The 17,679-nt window shown below is 74.0% G+C and carries 17 protein-coding genes; 12 read left to right on the top strand and 5 right to left on the bottom strand.

Going from position 1 to position 17,679, the window contains the following annotated elements; all coding sequences use genetic code 11:
- Nucleotides 1-157 precede the first annotated feature (157 nt).
- The 5 genes from ABZ497_RS02355 to ABZ497_RS02335 all read left to right on the top strand — a co-directional run bounded on the left by ABZ497_RS02355 (nt 158) and on the right by ABZ497_RS02335 (nt 5,956).
- Nucleotides 158-1,357, top strand: a complete 1,200-nt coding sequence (locus ABZ497_RS02355; RefSeq protein WP_359802893.1) for a sensor histidine kinase — start codon at nt 158-160, stop codon at nt 1,355-1,357.
- Complete coding sequence (locus tag ABZ497_RS02350) at nt 1,354-2,031, top strand: response regulator transcription factor (protein WP_359802891.1); 678 nt, start codon at nt 1,354-1,356, stop codon at nt 2,029-2,031. The genes ABZ497_RS02355 and ABZ497_RS02350 overlap by 4 nt, the downstream gene beginning before the upstream one ends.
- A 306-nt stretch (nt 2,032-2,337) precedes the next feature.
- Nucleotides 2,338-2,616: an SHOCT domain-containing protein gene (locus tag ABZ497_RS02345; protein WP_329487459.1), complete on the top strand. Its 279-nt coding sequence runs from the start codon at nt 2,338-2,340 to the stop codon at nt 2,614-2,616.
- Nucleotides 2,613-3,368: an ABC transporter ATP-binding protein gene (locus ABZ497_RS02340; RefSeq protein ID WP_359802890.1), complete on the top strand. Its 756-nt coding sequence runs from the start codon at nt 2,613-2,615 to the stop codon at nt 3,366-3,368. Before ABZ497_RS02345 ends, ABZ497_RS02340 begins: the two co-directional genes overlap by 4 nt.
- Nucleotides 3,365-5,956 carry an ABC transporter permease gene (locus ABZ497_RS02335; protein WP_359802888.1) on the top strand — a complete coding sequence of 864 codons (2,592 nt, stop codon included), beginning with the start codon at nt 3,365-3,367 and terminating at the stop codon, nt 5,954-5,956. Before ABZ497_RS02340 ends, ABZ497_RS02335 begins: the two co-directional genes overlap by 4 nt.
- A gap of 275 nt (nt 5,957-6,231) precedes the next feature.
- Here the strand turns inward: ABZ497_RS02335 and ABZ497_RS02330 are convergent, their stop codons facing one another.
- The 3 genes from ABZ497_RS02330 to ABZ497_RS02320 all read right to left on the bottom strand — a co-directional run bounded on the left by ABZ497_RS02330 (nt 6,232) and on the right by ABZ497_RS02320 (nt 7,859).
- On the bottom strand, nt 6,232-7,110 hold the full coding sequence (locus ABZ497_RS02330) for a metallophosphoesterase (RefSeq protein ID WP_359802886.1): 879 nt from the start codon (nt 7,108-7,110) through the stop codon (nt 6,232-6,234).
- A 264-nt stretch (nt 7,111-7,374) separates the two neighbouring features.
- The gene (locus tag ABZ497_RS02325; protein WP_329487455.1) at nt 7,375-7,662 is read right to left on the bottom strand and encodes a DUF4190 domain-containing protein; all 288 of its coding nucleotides are present in this window, start codon (nt 7,660-7,662) and stop codon (nt 7,375-7,377) included.
- Between the two features lie 41 nt (nt 7,663-7,703).
- A complete protein-coding gene (locus tag ABZ497_RS02320) occupies nt 7,704-7,859 on the bottom strand; it encodes a hypothetical protein (protein WP_329487454.1) in 156 nt (51 codons plus the stop codon).
- A gap of 111 nt (nt 7,860-7,970) precedes the next feature.
- Between ABZ497_RS02320 and ABZ497_RS02315 the strand changes: the two genes are divergently transcribed.
- The 6 genes from ABZ497_RS02315 (at nt 7,971) to ABZ497_RS02290 (ending at nt 15,023) form a co-directional block, all read left to right on the top strand.
- Nucleotides 7,971-8,600, top strand: coding sequence for a TetR family transcriptional regulator (locus tag ABZ497_RS02315; RefSeq protein ID WP_359802885.1), 630 nt, complete (start codon nt 7,971-7,973; stop codon nt 8,598-8,600).
- A 289-nt stretch (nt 8,601-8,889) separates the two neighbouring features.
- A complete protein-coding gene (locus ABZ497_RS02310; protein ID WP_359802883.1) occupies nt 8,890-9,822 on the top strand; it encodes a serine protease in 933 nt (310 codons plus the stop codon).
- Between the two features lie 140 nt (nt 9,823-9,962).
- Nucleotides 9,963-11,429 carry a S28 family serine protease gene (locus ABZ497_RS02305; protein WP_359802881.1) on the top strand — a complete coding sequence of 489 codons (1,467 nt, stop codon included), beginning with the start codon at nt 9,963-9,965 and terminating at the stop codon, nt 11,427-11,429.
- 234 nt (nt 11,430-11,663) lie between these two features.
- Nucleotides 11,664-12,293 carry a TetR/AcrR family transcriptional regulator gene (locus ABZ497_RS02300; protein WP_359802879.1) on the top strand — a complete coding sequence of 210 codons (630 nt, stop codon included), beginning with the start codon at nt 11,664-11,666 and terminating at the stop codon, nt 12,291-12,293.
- The gene (locus tag ABZ497_RS02295; protein WP_359802877.1) at nt 12,277-14,001 is read left to right on the top strand and encodes an acyl-CoA dehydrogenase family protein; all 1,725 of its coding nucleotides are present in this window, start codon (nt 12,277-12,279) and stop codon (nt 13,999-14,001) included. The genes ABZ497_RS02300 and ABZ497_RS02295 overlap by 17 nt, the downstream gene beginning before the upstream one ends.
- Nucleotides 13,998-15,023 (top strand): amidohydrolase family protein, encoded by a 1,026-nt coding sequence (locus tag ABZ497_RS02290; RefSeq protein ID WP_359802876.1) that lies wholly within the window; start codon nt 13,998-14,000, stop codon nt 15,021-15,023. The genes ABZ497_RS02295 and ABZ497_RS02290 overlap by 4 nt, the downstream gene beginning before the upstream one ends.
- Nucleotides 15,024-15,109: 86 nt before the next feature.
- Here ABZ497_RS02290 and ABZ497_RS02285 read toward each other — a convergent pair whose 3' ends face one another.
- Complete coding sequence (locus tag ABZ497_RS02285) at nt 15,110-15,919, bottom strand: inositol monophosphatase family protein (protein WP_359802874.1); 810 nt, start codon at nt 15,917-15,919, stop codon at nt 15,110-15,112.
- Nucleotides 15,920-16,039: 120 nt separating this feature from the next.
- Between ABZ497_RS02285 and ABZ497_RS02280 the strand changes: the two genes are divergently transcribed.
- A complete protein-coding gene (locus ABZ497_RS02280; protein ID WP_359802872.1) occupies nt 16,040-17,032 on the top strand; it encodes an Lrp/AsnC family transcriptional regulator in 993 nt (330 codons plus the stop codon).
- 85 nt (nt 17,033-17,117) lie between these two features.
- Here the strand turns inward: ABZ497_RS02280 and ABZ497_RS02275 are convergent, their stop codons facing one another.
- A complete protein-coding gene (locus tag ABZ497_RS02275; RefSeq protein WP_359802871.1) occupies nt 17,118-17,600 on the bottom strand; it encodes a DUF2269 family protein in 483 nt (160 codons plus the stop codon).
- Nucleotides 17,601-17,679: the final 79 nt, after the last annotated feature.

Here is a 17,679-nt window from a genome sequence, read left to right as displayed (position 1 = left end):
GTGACGCGGTGGGCCGGGCCCGGGGTCTAGCCTTCCGGGCATGACGCCGCGTACACCCAAGCCGTCGCGGGCGCACCCCGGGCCGTCGTCGTCGGAGGTGCCGCCCGTGTCGGGAATGCCCCCTGGGGCGGGAGAGCATCCCCGGCCGGGGTCCGCCATGCCCGAGGGCGGGCGGGCCGAGCCCTGGCGCCCGCCGTGGGTGCGGGCGGCGAAGGCCGGCTGGCCGGTCGCCACCGCGCTGGTCGTCGCGGCGGTGCAGGTGGTGGGGTCCACGGCGGCCGCCGGCCACCAGAGCGGACGGGTCCAGCTGGACCCGTTCGGCTACCTGCTGCTGCTCCTCGGGCCCGCGTTGCTGGTGCTGCGCCGCCGGTGGCCGGTGGCGGCGGTGACGGGCAGCTCGGCCGTCACGGTGCTGTACCTGGCCGCCGGCTATCCGTACGGGCCGGTCTTCGCCAGCTGGGTGATCGCCTGCTGCGTGGCGGTCGCCTCCGGGCACCGGCAGGCCGCCTGGGCGGGCCTCGGCGGGGTCTACCTCGCCCATGTGCTGATCACCTTCGTGGTGCCGGCCGACTGGCTGCGTACGGAGCCGCAGCAGATCGCCTGGTGGCAGGAGCTCGGGCTGGTGGCCTGGCTGCTGCTGGTGCTGTCGGTGGCCGAGATCGTCCGGTTCCGGCGGGAGCAGCTCGCCGCCCACCGCGAGTACCGCCAGCAGCAGGAGCAGCGCCGGGCGGACGAGGAACGGCTGCGGATGGCGCGCGAGTTGCACGACATCCTGGCGCACAGCCTGTCGCTGATCACGGTCCAGGCCGGGGTCGCGCTGGAACTGATCGACAGCAGGCCGGAGCAGGCCCGTACGGCGCTCACGACGATCAAGGCGACCAGCAAGGAGGCCCTCGGCGAGGTCCGCCAGGTGCTGGGGACGCTGCGCGGGCCGGGTACGGCCGCGCCGCGCGGTCCGGCGCCCGGGCTGGCCCGGCTCGACGAGCTGACCGAGCAGGCGCAGCGGGCCGGGCTGGCCGTCGAGGTGCGCGAGACGGGTGACCGGCGCGCACCGGCCGCCGGCGTCGACCTCACGGCGTTCCGGATCGTCCAGGAGGCGTTGACCAACGTGATCCGGCACTCGGTGGCCCGGCGGGCCACGGTCGGTCTGGACTGGTCGGACCCGACCGCGCTGGTCGTCACGGTCGACGACCCCGGTCCGGCCGCGCTCGGCGACGCGGGTGGCACCGGCAGCGGGCTCATCGGCATGCGGGAGCGGGCCGCCGCGTTCGGCGGCGCCATCACGGCGGGGCCGCTGGTCGGCGGCGGATTCCGGGTCCGGGCGACGCTGCCCACGACCGGTGCGGAGGACGAGTGATCCGGGTACTGCTGGCGGACGACCAGTTGCTGGTGCGGGCGGGCTTCCGGGCGCTGCTCGACCAGCAGGACGACCTCACGGTGGTCGGTGAGGCGGACGACGGCGACGCCGCCGTCCGGCTCGCCCGCGAACTCCGCCCGGACGTCGTCCTGATGGACATCCGGATGCCTCGCACGGACGGGCTGGAGGCGACCCGGCGGATCGCCGCCGATCCGGCCCTGACCGAGGTGCGGGTGGTCGTGCTGACCACCTTCGAGCTGGACGAGTACGTCTTCGAGGCCCTGCGATCGGGGGCGGCCGGCTTCCTGGTCAAGGACACCGAGCCGGCCGAGCTGCTGCGTGCCGTCCGGGTCGCGGCCGCGGGGGACGCGCTGCTCTCGCCGGGGGTGACGCGCCGTCTGATCGGCGAGTTCGCCGCCCGCTCCAAGGCGCCGGAGCAGACCCCGGCGGGGCTCTCGGACGTCTCGGCGCTCACCGAGCGGGAGCGGGAGGTGCTGGCGCTGGTGGGTCTGGGGCTGTCCAACGCGGACATCGCCCGCCGACTGGTGGTCAGCCCGCTGACCGCCAAGACGCACGTCAGCCGGGCGATGGTGAAGCTCGGTGTGCGGGACCGGGCGCAACTCGTCGTGCTGGCCTACGAGTCGGGGCTGGTCCGGCCCGGCTGGCTGGGCTGAGCGCGGCTTCCGGCGGGTGGGGGCACGGGTCTGGACGACGTCCCGGCCCGGGCCTTCTCGTACGCCCCGGGCCTCTCGTATGCCCTGGGCCGTCCCGCACGCCCTGGGCCGGCACGTCGTACACCCCTACCCCGTGCCTGTCCGCTACTTCCCACGCGCGGCTGCCGGGCCGTCCGTACTCCCGCGGGAGTACTTCAACGGCCGCTGCCCGGAGGACGCGGGAGCAGGCTCCCCGGCGGGACGCTCTAGGTGTTTCGGGACGCACCCCGAAGCGGCTGAAGCCCACCGCCGAGGAGATGAACCACCATGTACACGCTGCTGGCCGACCACGACGGGCATTGGCCCGGTCCCTGGATCCTGCTGATCCCGCTCGCCTGGGCCGCCGTGGTGTTCCTTGTGATCGTCGTGCTGCGCCGGACGGTCTGGCGCCGCGGCTGCGGTGCCGGGGCGGACCACCCGCTGGCCGTCCTCGGCCGCCGGTACGCCGAGGGCGCCATCGACGCGGAGGAGTACCGCGCCAAGCGGGCCGTCCTCACCGAGAGCCGGCGCGGGCGCGAGCAGGGCCGAGGGGGCGCGGGGAAGTGAGCACACTCGATGTCGTACGCGACACCGCCGCGCGGGTCGTCGACGCCGTGAAGGTCTACGGCGTCGGCGACACCGTGGTCCGGGCGCTGGACCACGTCACGGTCGACTTCCCGGCCGGGGGGTTCACCGCGATCATGGGGCCGTCCGGTTCGGGCAAGTCCACCCTGATGCACTGCGCGGCGGGCCTCGACACCCTCACCGCGGGCCGGGCCTACATCGGCGGTACCGAGCTCGGCCCGCTCGGCGACCGGCGCCTCACCCTGCTGCGCCGGGAGCGGATCGGCTTCGTCTTCCAGGCGTTCAACCTGGTACCCACACTGACCGTCCGGGAGAACATCACCCTTCCGCTCGACCTGGCCGGCGCCGCACCCGACCGGGGCTGGCTGGACGCGCTGATCGACATCGTCGGCCTCGGCGACCGGCTGCACCACCGCCCGAGCGAACTCTCCGGTGGCCAGCAGCAGCGCGTCGCCGTGGCCCGGGCGCTCGCCGGGCGGCCCCAGGTGGTCTTCGCCGACGAGCCGACCGGCAACCTCGACTCCCGCACCGGCGGCGAGGTGCTCGGCCTGCTGCGCCGGGCGGTCGACGAGATGGGGCAGGCCGTCGTCATGGTCACCCACGACCCGACCGCGGCGGGGTACGCCGACCAGGCCCTGTTCCTCGCCGACGGCCGGCTGGTCGACCGGATGGAACAGCCGAACGCCGACCGGGTGCTGGACCGGATGAAGGCCTTCGAACGGGGGCGGTCATGAGTTCCACGACGGCCGCCGCGACCGCTGCCGCCCGGCTCAGCCTGCGCTCGCTGGGAGCGCACAAGCGGCGCCTGGTCGGCACCTTCCTCTCGATCCTGCTCGGGGTCGCCTTCCTGGCCGGGACGATGGTGCTTGGCGACACCCTGCGCTCCAACTTCGACACGCTGTTCGCCGACGCCAACGCCGGCACCGACGTGGTGGTCCGCAGCGCCGACGTCCTGGACTCCCCCGGGACGCCCGGAGGTGTCCGGGCACCCGTCGACACGGCGCTCACCGAGCGGCTGCGGGCCGTCCCCGGGGTGGCCGCCGCCGAGGCGTCGGTCCAGGGCGCCGGCCAGCTGGTCGGCAGTGACGGCAAGCCGGTCGGCGGGCAGGGGCCGCCTACCCTGGCCGGGAACTGGCTCACCGACAGCCGGCTCAACCCCTACCGGCTCGCCGAGGGACACCCGCCGCAGGCGCCCGGCGAGGCCGTGGTCAACCGCGGTGCGGCGAAGGCCGGCGGGCTGCACATCGGCTCCACCACCGTGCTGCGCACCCCCGACCCGGTGACCGTCACCGTCGTCGGCATCGCCACCTTCGGGGACAGCGCGGACGGGATGGGCCCGAGCACCTTCACCGCACTCACGCTGGCCGACGCCGAACGCCACCTCACTCCCAAGGGCGCCGGTCAGGCCGGCTCGATCCAGGTCCGGGCGGCGGACGGGATCTCCCAGCAGAAGCTGGTGAGGAGGATCGCCCCGGAGCTGCCCGGCGGGGTGGAGGCGATCACCGGTACGGCGGCCACCCAGGAGAGCACCGCGATGGTCTCGGGGCGGTTCCTGACGATGTTCACCACCCTGCTGCTGGTCTTCGCCGGGATCGCCCTGCTGGTCGCGACCTTCACCATCCACAACACCTTCGCGATCGTGGTCGCCCAGCGGACGAGGGAGAACGCCCTGCTGCGGGCGCTCGGGGCGGTGCGGGGCCAAGTGCTGGGGGCGACCCTGGCGGAGGCGCTGGTCGTCGGTGCGCTCGCCTCGCTCGGCGGGCTGCTCGCCGGGATCGGCGTGGCCGCAGGGCTCAAGGCACTGTTCTCGGCACTCGGCTTCTCGCTGCCGACGGGCGGCATGGTGATCAGTACGGCCGCGGTCGTGCTGCCGCTGCTCGTGGGCACGCTGGTCGCGGTCGGCTCGGCGCTCCTGCCGGCCGTCCGGGCCGGGCGCACCGCGCCGCTGGCGGCGCTGCGCGAGACGGGAGTGGATCGGGCGGCCGAGGGGTGGTCCGGCAGGGCTCGGGTCGGGCTCGGCGGGCTGCTGGTCGCGGTGGGTGTCCCGGTCACCGTTCTCGGCGCGACGGACGGGCCGTCGGTCGCCCTGACCACCGGGGGTGGGCTGGCCGTCCTGGCCGGTGTGGTGGTGCTCGGTCCGGTCGCCGCGGCACTCGCCGTCCGGGCGCTGGGCGCGCCGCTGCCACGGCTGCGCGGGGTTTCCGGCACGCTCGCCCGGCGCAACGCGGCCCGCAACCCGCGCCGCACGGCGGCCACGGCGAGTGCCCTGATGATCGGCGTCGCGGTGGTCACGCTGTTCACGGTGTTCGGCGCCTCGGTCAAGGCCACCCTGGATTCCACGGTGAGCTCGTCCTTCGCCGGTGACCTCGCCGTCACCGCGCCCTCCTTCGGTGCGGGCGGCAGCGGGGTCAGCCCCAAGCTGGCGGACGCGCTCGCCCAACTGCCGGAGGTGCGGCAGACGGTGGGCCTCGGCCGGGGCGTGGCGCGGATCAACGGTCACGGGCGGGTCCTGGACGTCACCGACCCGGCGCGACTGGCCGGGATCGTCGACCTCGGCCGCGTCGACGGCGCCCTCGACGCGCTCGGCACCGATGGCCTGGCGGTGGTTCGCAGCGAGGCGGAGCAGCGCGGCTGGCGGCTCGGCCAGAGCGTGACCGTCGCCTTCACGGACGGCGTGAGCGGCCCCTTCACGATCCGCGCCCTGTACGACGAGAGCGGTCTGGCCGGGGACTACCTGATCACCCGCCAGGCCTGGGCGCCGCACCGCGGACAGGACGCGGACACCATGGTCGCCGTCGGGCTCAAGGCCTCCGTGCCGCTCGCTGCGGGCCGTGCCGCCGTCGAGAAGGCCGCCGCCCCCTTCGGGAACCCACAGGTGCAGGACCGGGCGCAGTACGCGGCGAGCGCGGCCGGCGGGGTCGACATGATGCTCTCGGTGGTCTACGCGCTGCTGGCCCTGGCGGTGCTGATCGCCCTGCTCGGCATCGCCAACACCCTGACCCTCGCCGTGCACGAGCGGACCAGGGAGCTGGGGCTGCTCCGGGCGGTCGGCCAGACCAGGGCGCAGCTGCGGGGCATGGTGCGCTGGGAGTCCGTCCTGGTGGCGGCTTTCGGGACGGTCGGCGGGCTCGGTCTCGGGGCGTTCCTCGGCTGGGCGCTGGTGCGGGCCTCGGACAGTGCCGGGACGGGCTCGTTCGCGATCCCGCCGGGACAGCTCGCGGTGGTGCTGGTGGCCGGACTGGCGGCGGGCGCGGTCGCGGGCCTGCGCCCGGCAGGCCGGGCGGCGCGGCTCGACATCCTCAGGGCGATCGCGACGGAATGAGGAGGTGCGGCATGAGGCGGCACGGGGTGACAGGACGACGAGGTGACGGCCGCCGAGGCGGCAGCGGGGTGAGCGCAGGGTGGGTGAGCCGACGGGGCGTCACGCGCCGTGGGCCCACCTGGCCCACCCGGCCCACCTGGCCCCCCGGCCACCGGTCCGAGCCGGCGCCGGCTCGGTCACCCCGGCCCGACCGGCGTTCCGTCCAGCGGGCACCGGGGTCGCCCCGGTGCCCGGCCGGGCGGATCCAGCCCGGCCGGGTCCGGCGCTCGGTCGAGCTAGGGGAACACCTGACGCAGCAGCGGGTCCGGCAGGCCGCGGCGGCGCCACTCGCGGGGGTAGCCCAGCGAGACCTCCTCGAAGCGGACGCCGTCGTAGTTGGTCACCCGAGGGATGTGCAGGTGCCCGTAGATCATCGCGGCGGTGTTGAAGCGCCGGTGCCAGTCCGCCGTCAGCTCGGTGCCGCACCACTGGGCGAACTCCGGGTACCAGAGGATCTCGGTGGGCTGGCGGACCAGCGGGTAGTGGTTGACCAGGACCAGCGGCAGCTCCGGGTCGCAGGCCGCCAGGCGCTTCTCGGTGAGCCGGACGCGCTCGCGGCACCAGGAGTCGCGGTCGGGGAACGGGTCCGGGTGGAGCATCCGCTCGTCCGAGCAGACCACACCGCTGTTGTACGCGGCTTCCAGGGACTCCTTCTTGGTGGTCGTACCGGGAGCCCGGAAGGTGTAGTCGTACAGCAGGAACAGCGGCGCGATGGCGACCGGTCCGCCGACGCCCTCCCAGACCGGGTACGGGTCCTCGGGGGTGACGACACCGAGTCGGCGGCAGAGGTCCACCAGGTACTCGTAGCGGGCGACACCCCGCAGCTGCACCGGGTCGTCGGGGTGGGTCCAGAGCTCGTGGTTGCCGGGAGCCCAGATGACCCGGGCGAAGCGCTCGGCGAGCAGGCTCAGGGACCACTCGATGGTGGTGCTGATCTCGGCGATGTCACCGGCGACGATCAGCCAGTCGTCGGGCGAGTCGGGTTGCAGCTTCGCCACCAGGTCGCGGTTCTCCTGGTAGGAGACGTGCAGATCGCTGACGGCGAGCAGCCGGCCGGCCCGTCCGGGGCCTCCCGTCCGCCCCGACTGCGCGTCACTCTGGTACTCGGTCGTCACTCCAGCCCCCATGTCGCCACCCGGCCGATGCCGCCACAGTACGGGGACGGACGGGCTTCGCGCCGCAGGTTGGCTGGATCAGTCGTTCGAGCGGCTCGGTTCCGCCGTTGGGACGAGGGTGACCGGAGTGACCGGAGTGACCGGAGTGACCGGAGTGACCGGAGCGGCCAGGGCGGCCAGGGCATCCAGGGCGTTCGAGGGCCGAGGGGGCCGCCAGGGCGCCGGAGCCGCTGGGCTGTCAGGGCGCCGTGACCGGCGCCGAGGTCAGTCGCCGATCTGCCAGAGCACGCCGTGGCTGGTGGCGGTGGTGACGGCGAGGACGACCAGCGCGGCGACGCCGAGGACGATGCCGAGCAGGGCGCGCCCACGGCGGTGGGTGCCCCGGACGAGGGCGAGCGTGCCGAGGGTGATGGCCAGGGGGCCGAGAACGATGTTGAAGAGCAGCAGGCCCGGCAGGCCGAGCAGGAAGGAGGCGACGGCCAGGTTGTCGGCCTCGGCGGTGCGGTGGCGCCGAACAGCGGCGCCGGTGCTGGTGGCGGTGGCGGTGTTCATGACGGCGGGTGTCCTTCCGGGACGGTGGTGTGGCGAGGGGGTCAGCGCTGACGCAGGCGGGCGATGCCCTCGCGGGCGCCGAACGCGAGCAGCCAGGCGGCGATGGCAGCGGCGGCGGTGAGGAAGACCGGGAGCGTGGTGTGCGCGGCGGCGCCGATGAGGACGCCCATGGCGACCAGGGCGGTGAGCAGGATCATGGCGGTCCCTTCCGGCGGCTTCCACCGCCTTGGGTTTACAAGTGTTCGCTGAATCCTCTGTCACTCTACGCGGGCTGGCCATTTTCGGCAAACGATTGTTTACTGAATGGCGTGAGTCACACCGTTGGGGCCAGGCAGGCCCAGAAGCAGCAGAGTCGGCGCGCGTTGCTGGACGCGGGGCTGCACCTGCTGGCCGATCAGAACCTCGCGAGCGTCGGCGTTCGCGAGGTCACCCGGGAGGCGGGGCTCTCGCCGGCCGCCTTCTACCGGCACTTCCCGGACCTCGCCGCCCTCGGGGTGGCCCTGGTCGAGGAGTCGCTCGCCAGCCTCCATGTGATGATCCGTTCCGTACTCGCCGGTGCGGGCGGGTCCGACGAGCTGATCGACCGGACGGTGGACGTCATCGAGCAGCATGTGCGTGACCATCGGCCGCACGTCCGCTTCCTGGCGCGCGAGCGGCACGGGGGAGTGCGGCAGGTGCGGGAGGCGATCGACGTCGAACTCGGTCGCTTCGCCACGGAGGTGGGTGCGGCGCTCGCGCTCCAGCCGGTGTCGCAGGGATGGAGTGAGGAGGATCTGCGGATGCTCGCCGAGCTGTACGTCGACCACATGGTCTCCACGGCCGCCGCCCTCCTGGAGGCGCAGGAGGTCGACCCGGAGCGCGAACGGCACATCGCCGCCACCGCCCGACTGCAGCTGCGTCTGATCAGCCTCGGTCGCCGCCACTGGCAGGGCGGCTGACGGTAGCCCTGGTCGGCGGTGCCAGCCCCACCCGGGGCGCGCCGCCCGGCACCGCCCGCGCGCCCGGCACCGCCCGCGCGCCCGGCACCGCCCGCGCGCCGGGCTCGGTCCCGCGCCCCACTGCCGCGCCCCACTGTCGCGCCCCACTCCCGCCGCTCCGCGCCCCGGTCCTCATCCCGCTCCCCGGCCCCCGAGGCCTCCCTCTGTCTGACCTCCCCTCGTGGTGGACCCTTGACAACTCGTCATGTCCGCGCCAGTTTTGGTGCACCCCCACAACGAGAGGTCTCTCATGAAGAAGCCGCTCATAGGCACGTTCGCCGCGCTCCTGTTCGCCGGGGCGACCGCCCTGGCCGGCGCCCCCGCCGCCGTCGCCTCGTCGCCCGCGGACGCGCGGACCGCCCCCGCGGCCGCGACCGAGGCACAGGTCGCGGCCCAGACCCTGGCCGACCCCCAGCTCCAGGCCTCGTCCCAGGACCAGCAGGCCCGGGCTGCCGTGAACTTCGCCGGGACGGTGGCGCTCAGCAACTGTTCCGGTTCGCTCGTCCGGCTCCCGGCCTCCGCCGCGACGGACCCGGCGCTCATCCTCTCCAACGGCCACTGCCTGGAGACCGGGTTCCCCGGCCCCGGCCAGGTGGTCGTCAACCAGTCCTCCAGCCGCACGTTCTCGCTGCTCAACGGCACCGGCTCCAAGGTCGCCACGCTGCGCGCGAACAAGGTGGTCTACGGCACGATGACCGACACCGACGTGTCGATCTACCAGCTGAACACCACCTATGCCGCGATCCAGTCGAGCTACGGCATCGCCCCGCTGACCATCTCCGCGAGCCACCCGGTGCAGGGCACCTCCATCAAGGTCGTCTCCGGGTACTGGAAGAAGACCTACTCGTGCTCGGTCGACGGCTTCGTCTACCGGCTCAAGGAGGGCTCCTGGACCTGGAAGGACTCGGTCCGTTACACCTCCAGCTGCAACACGATCGGCGGTACCTCCGGCTCCCCGGTGATCGACACCAGCACCGGCCAGGTCATCGCCGTGAACAACACGGGTAACGAGGACGGCGAGCGCTGCACGGACAACAACCCGTGCGAGGTCGACCAGAACGGTGTGGTGACCGTCCGCCAGGGCATCAACTACGCCCAGGAGACCTACGGCATCCCGGCCTGCTTCGCCGCCGGGAACCGCCTCGACCTCACCCGGGCCGGCTGCACCCTGCCGCGCCCCTGATCAGCACATCTTTCCCCGGTGGGCCATCCGCGATCCCGCGGGTGGCCCACTCGGCCGTCTACCGGACGGCCGATCGTCCGGCAGTCGGGCGCCGATTGCCGGAGAGTGTCGAACAGTTCCATTGACCCGATGGAGAGTTGATGTCCACCAAGCTCAGAAGGCTGCTGGTCGCCGTTCTGCTGATGCCGCTGCTCGGCCTCGGTCTGGCGACGCCCGCCCTGGCGGCCGGCGCCGACGCGTCGGCCGGCCCGGTCTCGGCCGCGGACAACCCCGCGGCCGACATCAAGGACCGCCTGGCCGCGATCCCGGGGATGACCGTCACCGAGGAGAAGCCGACCACCACCGGTCACCGCTACTTCCTGCTCACCTACACCCAGCCGATCGACCACCTCCGCCCCTGGCTGGGCACCTTCCAGCAGCGGCTGAGCGTGCTGCACCGGGGGTACGACCGCCCGACCGTCTTCTACACCAACGGCTACACGCTCGGCACCAACCCCTCGCGCACCGAGCCGACCCGACTGACCGACGGCAACCAGGTCTCGATCGAGTACCGCTACTTCTCGCCGTCCCGCCCGGAGCCGGCCGACTGGACCAAGGCCGGCATCGAGCAGGCCGCCACCGACTCGCACCGGATCATCACCGCGCTGAAGCGCGTCTACCACCGCGCGTGGCTGTCGACCGGGGCCAGCAAGGGTGGTATGTCCTCGACCTACCACCGCCGCTTCTTCCCGGACGACGTGGACGGCACCATCGCGTACGTCGCGCCGAACGACGTCGACAACCGCGAGGACTCCGCCTACACCGAGTTCTTCCGGACCGTGGGCACTCCGGAGTGCCGGGCCACGCTCGCCGCCGCGCAGCGCGAGCTGCTCGTCCGCCGCGACCGCCTGGAGGCCCGCTACGTGGCCGACAACGCGGCGGCCGGCTCCACCTTCGCCACCACGGGCAGCGCCGACCGGGCCTACGAGGCGGGCGTGCTCGACGTCGTCTGGGCGTTCTGGCAGTACAGCACCGAGGCGGACTGCGCCGCCGTCCCGGTGGCGGCCACCGCCACCGACGACGAGCTGTACGCGTGGTTCGACACCCAGTCCGGCATCACCGGCAACAGCGACCAGTCGCTCGCCCAGTACACCGCGTACTACTACCAGGCGGGCACCCAACTGGGTTCGCCGTCCTTCGACGTCTCGCACCTGAAGGGCCTGCAGCACTACGACTACCAGGAGCTGTACTCGCCGCGCACGTACGTGCCGAAGAACATCCCGATGCGCTTCGACGCGTCCGCGATGCGCGACATCGACCGCTGGGTGAAGCACTCCGCCGAGCGGATGATCTTCGTCTACGGCCAGAACGACCCGTGGGGCGCCGAGCCGTTCCGGCTGGGCCGGGGCAGTGAGGACAGCTACGTCTACACCGTGGCCGGCGGCAACCACGGGTCCAACATCGGCAAGCTGAAGGCCGACGAGTCGGTCCAGGCCACCGCCAAGGTGCTGGAGTGGGCCGGCCTGGCCGACCCGGCCGCCGCCAAGTCCCTCGCGCAGTCCCACCAGATCCCGCCGTTCGGGCCGCTGGACGAGGAAGGCCTCAAGCTGGAGCACCACCGGCTGTAACGCGCCACGGCTGTCACGCGTCGCCGGCCGTCACGCATCACCGAGTGTCACGCGTGAGCCGACCGACCCACCGGGGCCACCCGTCGCCATCGCGACGGGTGGCCCTTCGGCGTCCCCGTCCGACGCGGAACCTCCGCCGCACGTGGAATCGTCCCCGGACGCAAGCCCCCGCTGGACGCGGAGGACGCCGCGTGCCCCCTCCCCGAAGCAATGAATCGGTGCTTCAATACTTTCATGGCCTATCGACGCACCCCCGCCGTACAAGCCCGACTGGACGCCCAGCGCGAGGCGGTCCTGCAGGCTGCGGTCGGGTTGCTCGCCGAGCGCGGCTACGGCGGCTGCTCGATGGCCGCCGTCGCGGACCGCGCCGGGATCGCCACCGGCAGCCTCTACCAGCACTTCGCCAACAAGGCCGAGCTGTCGGTCGAGCTGTTCCGCCGGGTGGTCAACCGCGAGATCGCCGCGGTGACGTCGGCCGTCGCCCGCCACGAGACCCCGCAGCGGCGGATCGCCGCCGTGGTCGAGACCTTCGCCGCCCGCGCCCTGCGGGCGCCCAGGCTCGCTCACGTACTGCTGGTCGAGCCGGCCGACGCCGTCGTGGACGCCGAACGGCTGGTGTTCCGGCGGGCGTTCCGCGATGTGATCGCCACCGAGATCGCCGCCGCCGTGGCGGCCGGCCAACTGCCCCGGCAGGAACCGGAGCTGACCGCGGCCGCCCTGGTCGGCGCGGTGGGCGAGGCGCTGGCCGGTCCGCTCGCCGCGGCCCACGCACCCGTTTCCGGGGACACCCCGCCCGAGGTGGTCCCCGCCCTGGTCTCCTTCACCCTGCGTGCCCTGGGAGGACGCGATGACAGCGACGCCTGACACGACCACGCCCGACACGACCACGCCCGACACGACCGCACCCACTCCGGTGGCCCCCGTTCCGGTGTACGCGCCCTCCCGGACGCACGAGGTCACCAACCAGGTGCCGCTGCCGTACGGGCACGACACCGCCGCCGACCCGACCCTGCTCGCGGGCCTGCACCGGGCCGGCGCGGGCTGGGCCGAGGCCGAGCTGCACGAGCTCGGCCGGCTGGCCGGCTCCGAACAGGCCGCCGAATGGGGGCGGTTGGCCAATGAGCACCCGCCCGTGCTGCGCACCCACGACCGGTTCGGTCACCGGATCGACGAGGTCGAGTTCCACCCGTACTGGCACGAGCTGATGCGCACCGCCGTCGGCCACGGTCTGCACGCCACGCCCTGGCGGGACGGCCGGCCGGGCGCGCACTCCGCCCGCGCCGCCAAGTTCTTCGTCTGGGGCCAGGTCGAGGCCGGTCACACGTGCCCGATCTCGATGACCTACGCCGCCGTCCCCGCCCTGCGCGCGAACCCGGCGCTGGCTGCCGAGTTGGAGCCGCTGCTGGCCGCGACCGAGTACGACTTCGGGCTGCGCGAGCCGCACGGCAAACGGGGACTGATCGCCGGCATGTCGATGACCGAGAAGCAGGGCGGCTCGGACGTCCGCACCAACACCACCACCGCCGCTCCGCAGGCGGACGGCACCTACCGGCTGACCGGCCACAAGTGGTTCACCTCGGCGCCGATGTCGGACCTCTTCCTGACGCTCGCCCAGGCTCCGGGCGGGCTGAGCTGCTTCATGCTGCCCCGTGTCCTGCCGGACGGCACCCGCAACCGCCTCCACCTCCAGCGGCTCAAGGACAAGCTGGGCAACAAGTCCAACGCCTCCGCCGAGCTCGAGTACGACGGCGCGGTCGGCTGGCTGGTGGGGGAGGAGGGCCGGGGGGTCCGGACCATCATCGAGATGGTCAACATGACCCGTCTCGACTGCACCGTGGGCGCCGCCTCCGGCATGCGCCTGGGGGCCACCCGGGCGGTCCAGCACGCCCTGCACCGGCGGGCGTTCGGCAAGGCGCTGGTCGACCAGCCGCTGATGCGCAACGTGCTCGCCGACCTGGTGGTGGAGTCCGAGGCGGCCACCGTCGTGGCGATGCGCCTCGCCGAGGCCACCGACCGGGCGCTGGCGGGGGACGGGACCGAGACGCTGGTGCGCCGGCTGGGGCTGGCCGTCGCCAAGTACTGGGTCTGCAAGCGCGGTCCGGCGCACGCCGCCGAGGCACTGGAGTGCCTGGGCGGCAACGGCTACGTCGAGGAGTCCGGGATGCCCCGGCTCTACCGCGAGGCGCCGCTGGTCTCGATCTGGGAGGGCTCCGGCAACGTCGCCGCCCTGGACGCGCTGCGCGCCATGGCCAAGCACCCGGAGACCGTCGAGGCCTTCCTCGGCGAGCTGGACGCCGCCGCTGGCGCGGACCGCCGGCTGGACGCCGCCGTCGCCGAACTCCGCAAGCAGCTCACCGATCCGAGCGATCTGGAGTACCGGACGCGCCGACTGGTCGAGGCGATGGCGCTGGCCTTCCAGGGATCGCTGCTGGTCCGCCACGGCGACCCGGCGGTGGCCGACGCTTTCTGCGCCTCCCGCCTCGGCGGCGACCACGGCGCGGCCTTCGGCACCCTGCCCGCCGGCCTCGACGCCGGGGCGATCATCGACCGTGCCCGCCCGGTGCCCGCATGAGCGCGGACGACGCGGCTGAGACCGCCGTGACCGCCGAGACCGCCGAGGTGGCCGAGGCGGACACGGCGAGCGAGGCCAGCCAGGCAATCAAGGCGAACGAGGTAATCGAGGCGAACGAGGTAGACAAGGCAACCGAAGCGGACGAGGCCGCTGCGGTCCGCGGCTTCTGGCAGGCGCTCGGCCTCCCCGGCCTGATCGACGTGCACACCCACTTCATGCCGAAGAACGTCCTCGACAAGGTGTGGGCGTACTTCGACCTGGCCGGTCCGCTCGTCAACCGGCCCTGGCCGATCACCTACCGCGTCGCCGAGGCCGAACGGGTCGAGCAGCTGCGGGAGTTCGGCGTCCGGGCGTTCACCTCCATGCTGTACCCGCACAAGCCCGGGATGGCGGCCTGGCTGAACGCCTGGGCCGCCGACTTCGCCGCCCGCACCCCGGACTGCCTGCACACCGCGACCTTCTTCGCCGAACCCGAGGCGCCCGGCTACGTGGCGCGGGCGGTCGAGGACGGCGCCCGGGTGTTCAAGGCGCACCTCCAGGTCGGCGGCTACGACCCGACGGACCGCCGGCTGGACGCGGTCTGGGGGCTGCTGGCCGAGACCGGTACGCCGGTGGTCACCCACTGCGGATCCGGGCCGGTGGCGGGCAAGTTCACCGGCCCCGGCCCGATCGGCGAGGTCCTGGACCGGCACCCGGGGCTGGTCCTGGTGGTCGCCCACCTCGGCATGTCCGAGTACCGGGACTTCCTCGACCTCGCCGAGCGCCACCCGTCCGTCCGGCTGGACACCACCATGGCGTTCACCGACTTCGTCGAGGCCGACGACCCGTTCCCGCGCAGCGAACTGCCCCGCCTGCGCGCGCTCCAGGACCGCGTCCTGCTCGGCAGCGACTTCCCCAACATCCCGTACCGGTACGTCCACCAGCTGGAGGCGCTGGCCGGGCTGGGACTGGGGGAGGAGTGGCTGCGGGCGGTCTGCCACGACAACGCGGCCGCACTCTTCGGGCTCACCCCGAAGGGCTGACCCCGGCGGGCCGACTGGCGGCAGGCCGGCCCTGGCCCACCCCGCCCGGTGCCCGGCCGCCCGGCCGGGCACCCACCACGCCCCGGTCACCGCACGGTCCGCAGCACCTCCACCAGGGCCGGGTGCAGCCCGGGCGCGGCGGCGAGGAAGCTGTCCGAGCCGGGTGTCCAGGCCGCCCCGGCGGCGTCCGTCACCGTCGCGCCCGCCTCGGCCGCGATCAGGGCGCCCGGCAGCAGGTTGCCCGCGTCCGCCCCGTACTCCCAGAACAGCGTCAGATGTCCGGAGCCGACCTGGGCGACCTGCAAGGAGGTCGGGCCGAGGCAGCGGACCGCCAGGACCGAGCCCAGCACCGCCGTGAGCGACTCGCCCGCGCGGCGCAGCGCCACCGGGTCCGCGGCCACCAGCGGCGGTTGCGCCGTCCCGGCGACGGCCACCGCCGGGTCGCGCTCCAGCGGTGCGACGGGCCGCCCGTCGAGTTCGGCGCCGCCGCCGCGGACCGCGCGGTACGTCCGCCCGCCGAGCTCGGGGGTGTGCACCACGGCCAGCACCGCGACGCCGTCCCGGACCAGCGTGGCGGTGACCGCCCACGGCTGCTGGCCGAGCAGGTACTGCACGGCGCCGTCGGTCGTGTCGCAGAGCCACCACTCACCCTCGGCCGGTAGCGTGCCCGCCGGTTCGTCGCTCACCCAGCCGGCCTGCGGACGCAGCGCGCCCAGCCGGGCCCGCAGGCGGGCGGCGACCGGGTCGTCCAACTCGACGAAGCACGCGGTCAGTTCCCCGAGCGTCCGCCCGGGGGTGGGCCCGGCCGGCCGCGCCGCCGCCAGCTCCGCGCCGACCTCGCGCACCGCCGCCTCGACCCCGGGCAGCAGCTCCCTGAGCGCCCGTACCTCGTCCATGGCCGTCCTCCGATCCGTCGCGCGCCGGGAGGGGAACTCCCGGCCGTCGGGTACCAGGGGTACCGTCGGTGCTGCCGAACAGGACGGACGGCCGGGTGGTTCCGGCGGAGATCGGACTTCATGGACCTCTCGACTGCTGATCCGGACAGCGTGCTGGACGCGCTGGACCGCCGCCTGGTCTGCGCGCTGCAGGTCGACGGCCGGGCCGAGACCGGCCGGATCGCCGAGGTGCTCGGCGTCTCCGCGCGGACGGTCACCCGCCGGCTGGCCCGGCTGCAGCAGACCGGGCTGCTGCGGGTGGTCCGGATGCCCGACGTCGAGGACGCCGCCGTCGGTGCGCTGCTGCTGCGCGTCCGGGTGCTGCGCGGCAAGGCCGACACCATCGCCCAGGCCCTGGCCGACCGCCCGGACGTTCCCTTCGTCGACGTCATGCTCGGCGGCCAGGAAATCGGTGCGGTGATGCTGGGCGACGCCGGTGGGCGGGACCAGCTGCTGTACGGGCGGTTGCCCGCCACCGCGGCGGTCGCCGAGACCACCGCGCACGCGGTGCTGCACGCCTTCTCCGACGCGGGGCAGTGGCGGGCCGGCTACCTGGACGAGGCCGAGGTGGCCGCCCTGACCCCGCCGCCCGTCGCGACCGCCCCGGAGAAGCCTCCGCTCGACACGCTGGACCACGCGCTGCTCGCCCGCCTCGGCGTGGACGCCCGGCAGTCCCACGCCGCCCTTGCGGCGGCCGTCGGCGCTCCCGAGTCGACCGTCCGCCGCCGGTTGCACCGGCTCGCCGGCGCCGGGCTGCTGCGCACCCACGCCACCGTCGATCCACGGCTGCTGGGCATGGCCGTGGACGCCAACCTCTGGCTGGACGTCCCGCCGGGCCGGCTCGCCGAGGTCGGGACGGCGCTGGCCCGCCACCCCCGGGTGCACGGGGTGTTCGCGACCAGCGGCCCGGCGAACCTGGTGGCCACCCTGTTCTGCGCGGACCACGGCGGTCTCTACCGCTTCCTCACCGGAACACTCGGCCCGCTCGGCGTCGACCGGGCCGAGACGGCGATCGTCGCCCGCGCGGTGAAGCGGGCGGGCGTCCCGGTGCGGCGTCCGCGGCCACGGCCCTGAACCGGCGCGCGGCACCGGGCGCGCGGCAGCGCCCCCGCGCCGGTATCCCCCGCGCCGGTATCCCCCCCGGCGGGGCGGCCGCAGGTCAGGCGCCGGTGGTCGAACCGGGCCGGATGACCATCAGGACGACGACCACGGCCCAGAGCAGGTTGAACACCCCGGCCGTCATCGGCAGCAGCCGCAGGCCCTGGACGGCCTTGCCGTGCTCCGGTGCCCCGGTGTCGAGGTCGAGCGCGTCCACCGCGGCCTGCTGCGCGGGCAGTACGAACAGCAGCAGCGCGAGCGCCGACAGCGCGGTGAGCACCATGGAGACGATCAGCCAGGACTGCCCGAGCACGTCCATCACCTGGGCGACGCCGATGCCCAGGATCGGGACGGCTATCCCCAGCAGCGCGTAGACCTGGGTGATCCGGTGCAGCAGTCGCAGGGTGCCGGCCTCGGCGGCCCGCTCCGGTCCGCCGGCCAGTGCGGCAGCGGCCCGGCGCGGGAACATGCTGACGGCCACCGCCACCGGGCCGATGAACAGCACCGAGGCGAGGACGTGCAGGCTCAGCAGGAACTTGGCCATGGCGGGAACACCCTTTGATCCAACGGGGGCTGCGCGCCGGGGACGCGGCGCGGGCAGCCGGGGCGTCCGGTTTCCGAGC

The organism is Kitasatospora sp. NPDC005751, assembly GCF_040630835.1.
Taxonomy (GTDB): domain Bacteria; phylum Actinomycetota; class Actinomycetes; order Streptomycetales; family Streptomycetaceae; genus Kitasatospora.
Note: the sequence above shows the minus strand (reverse complement) of the source record. Positions and strands in the feature narration are given on the sequence as shown.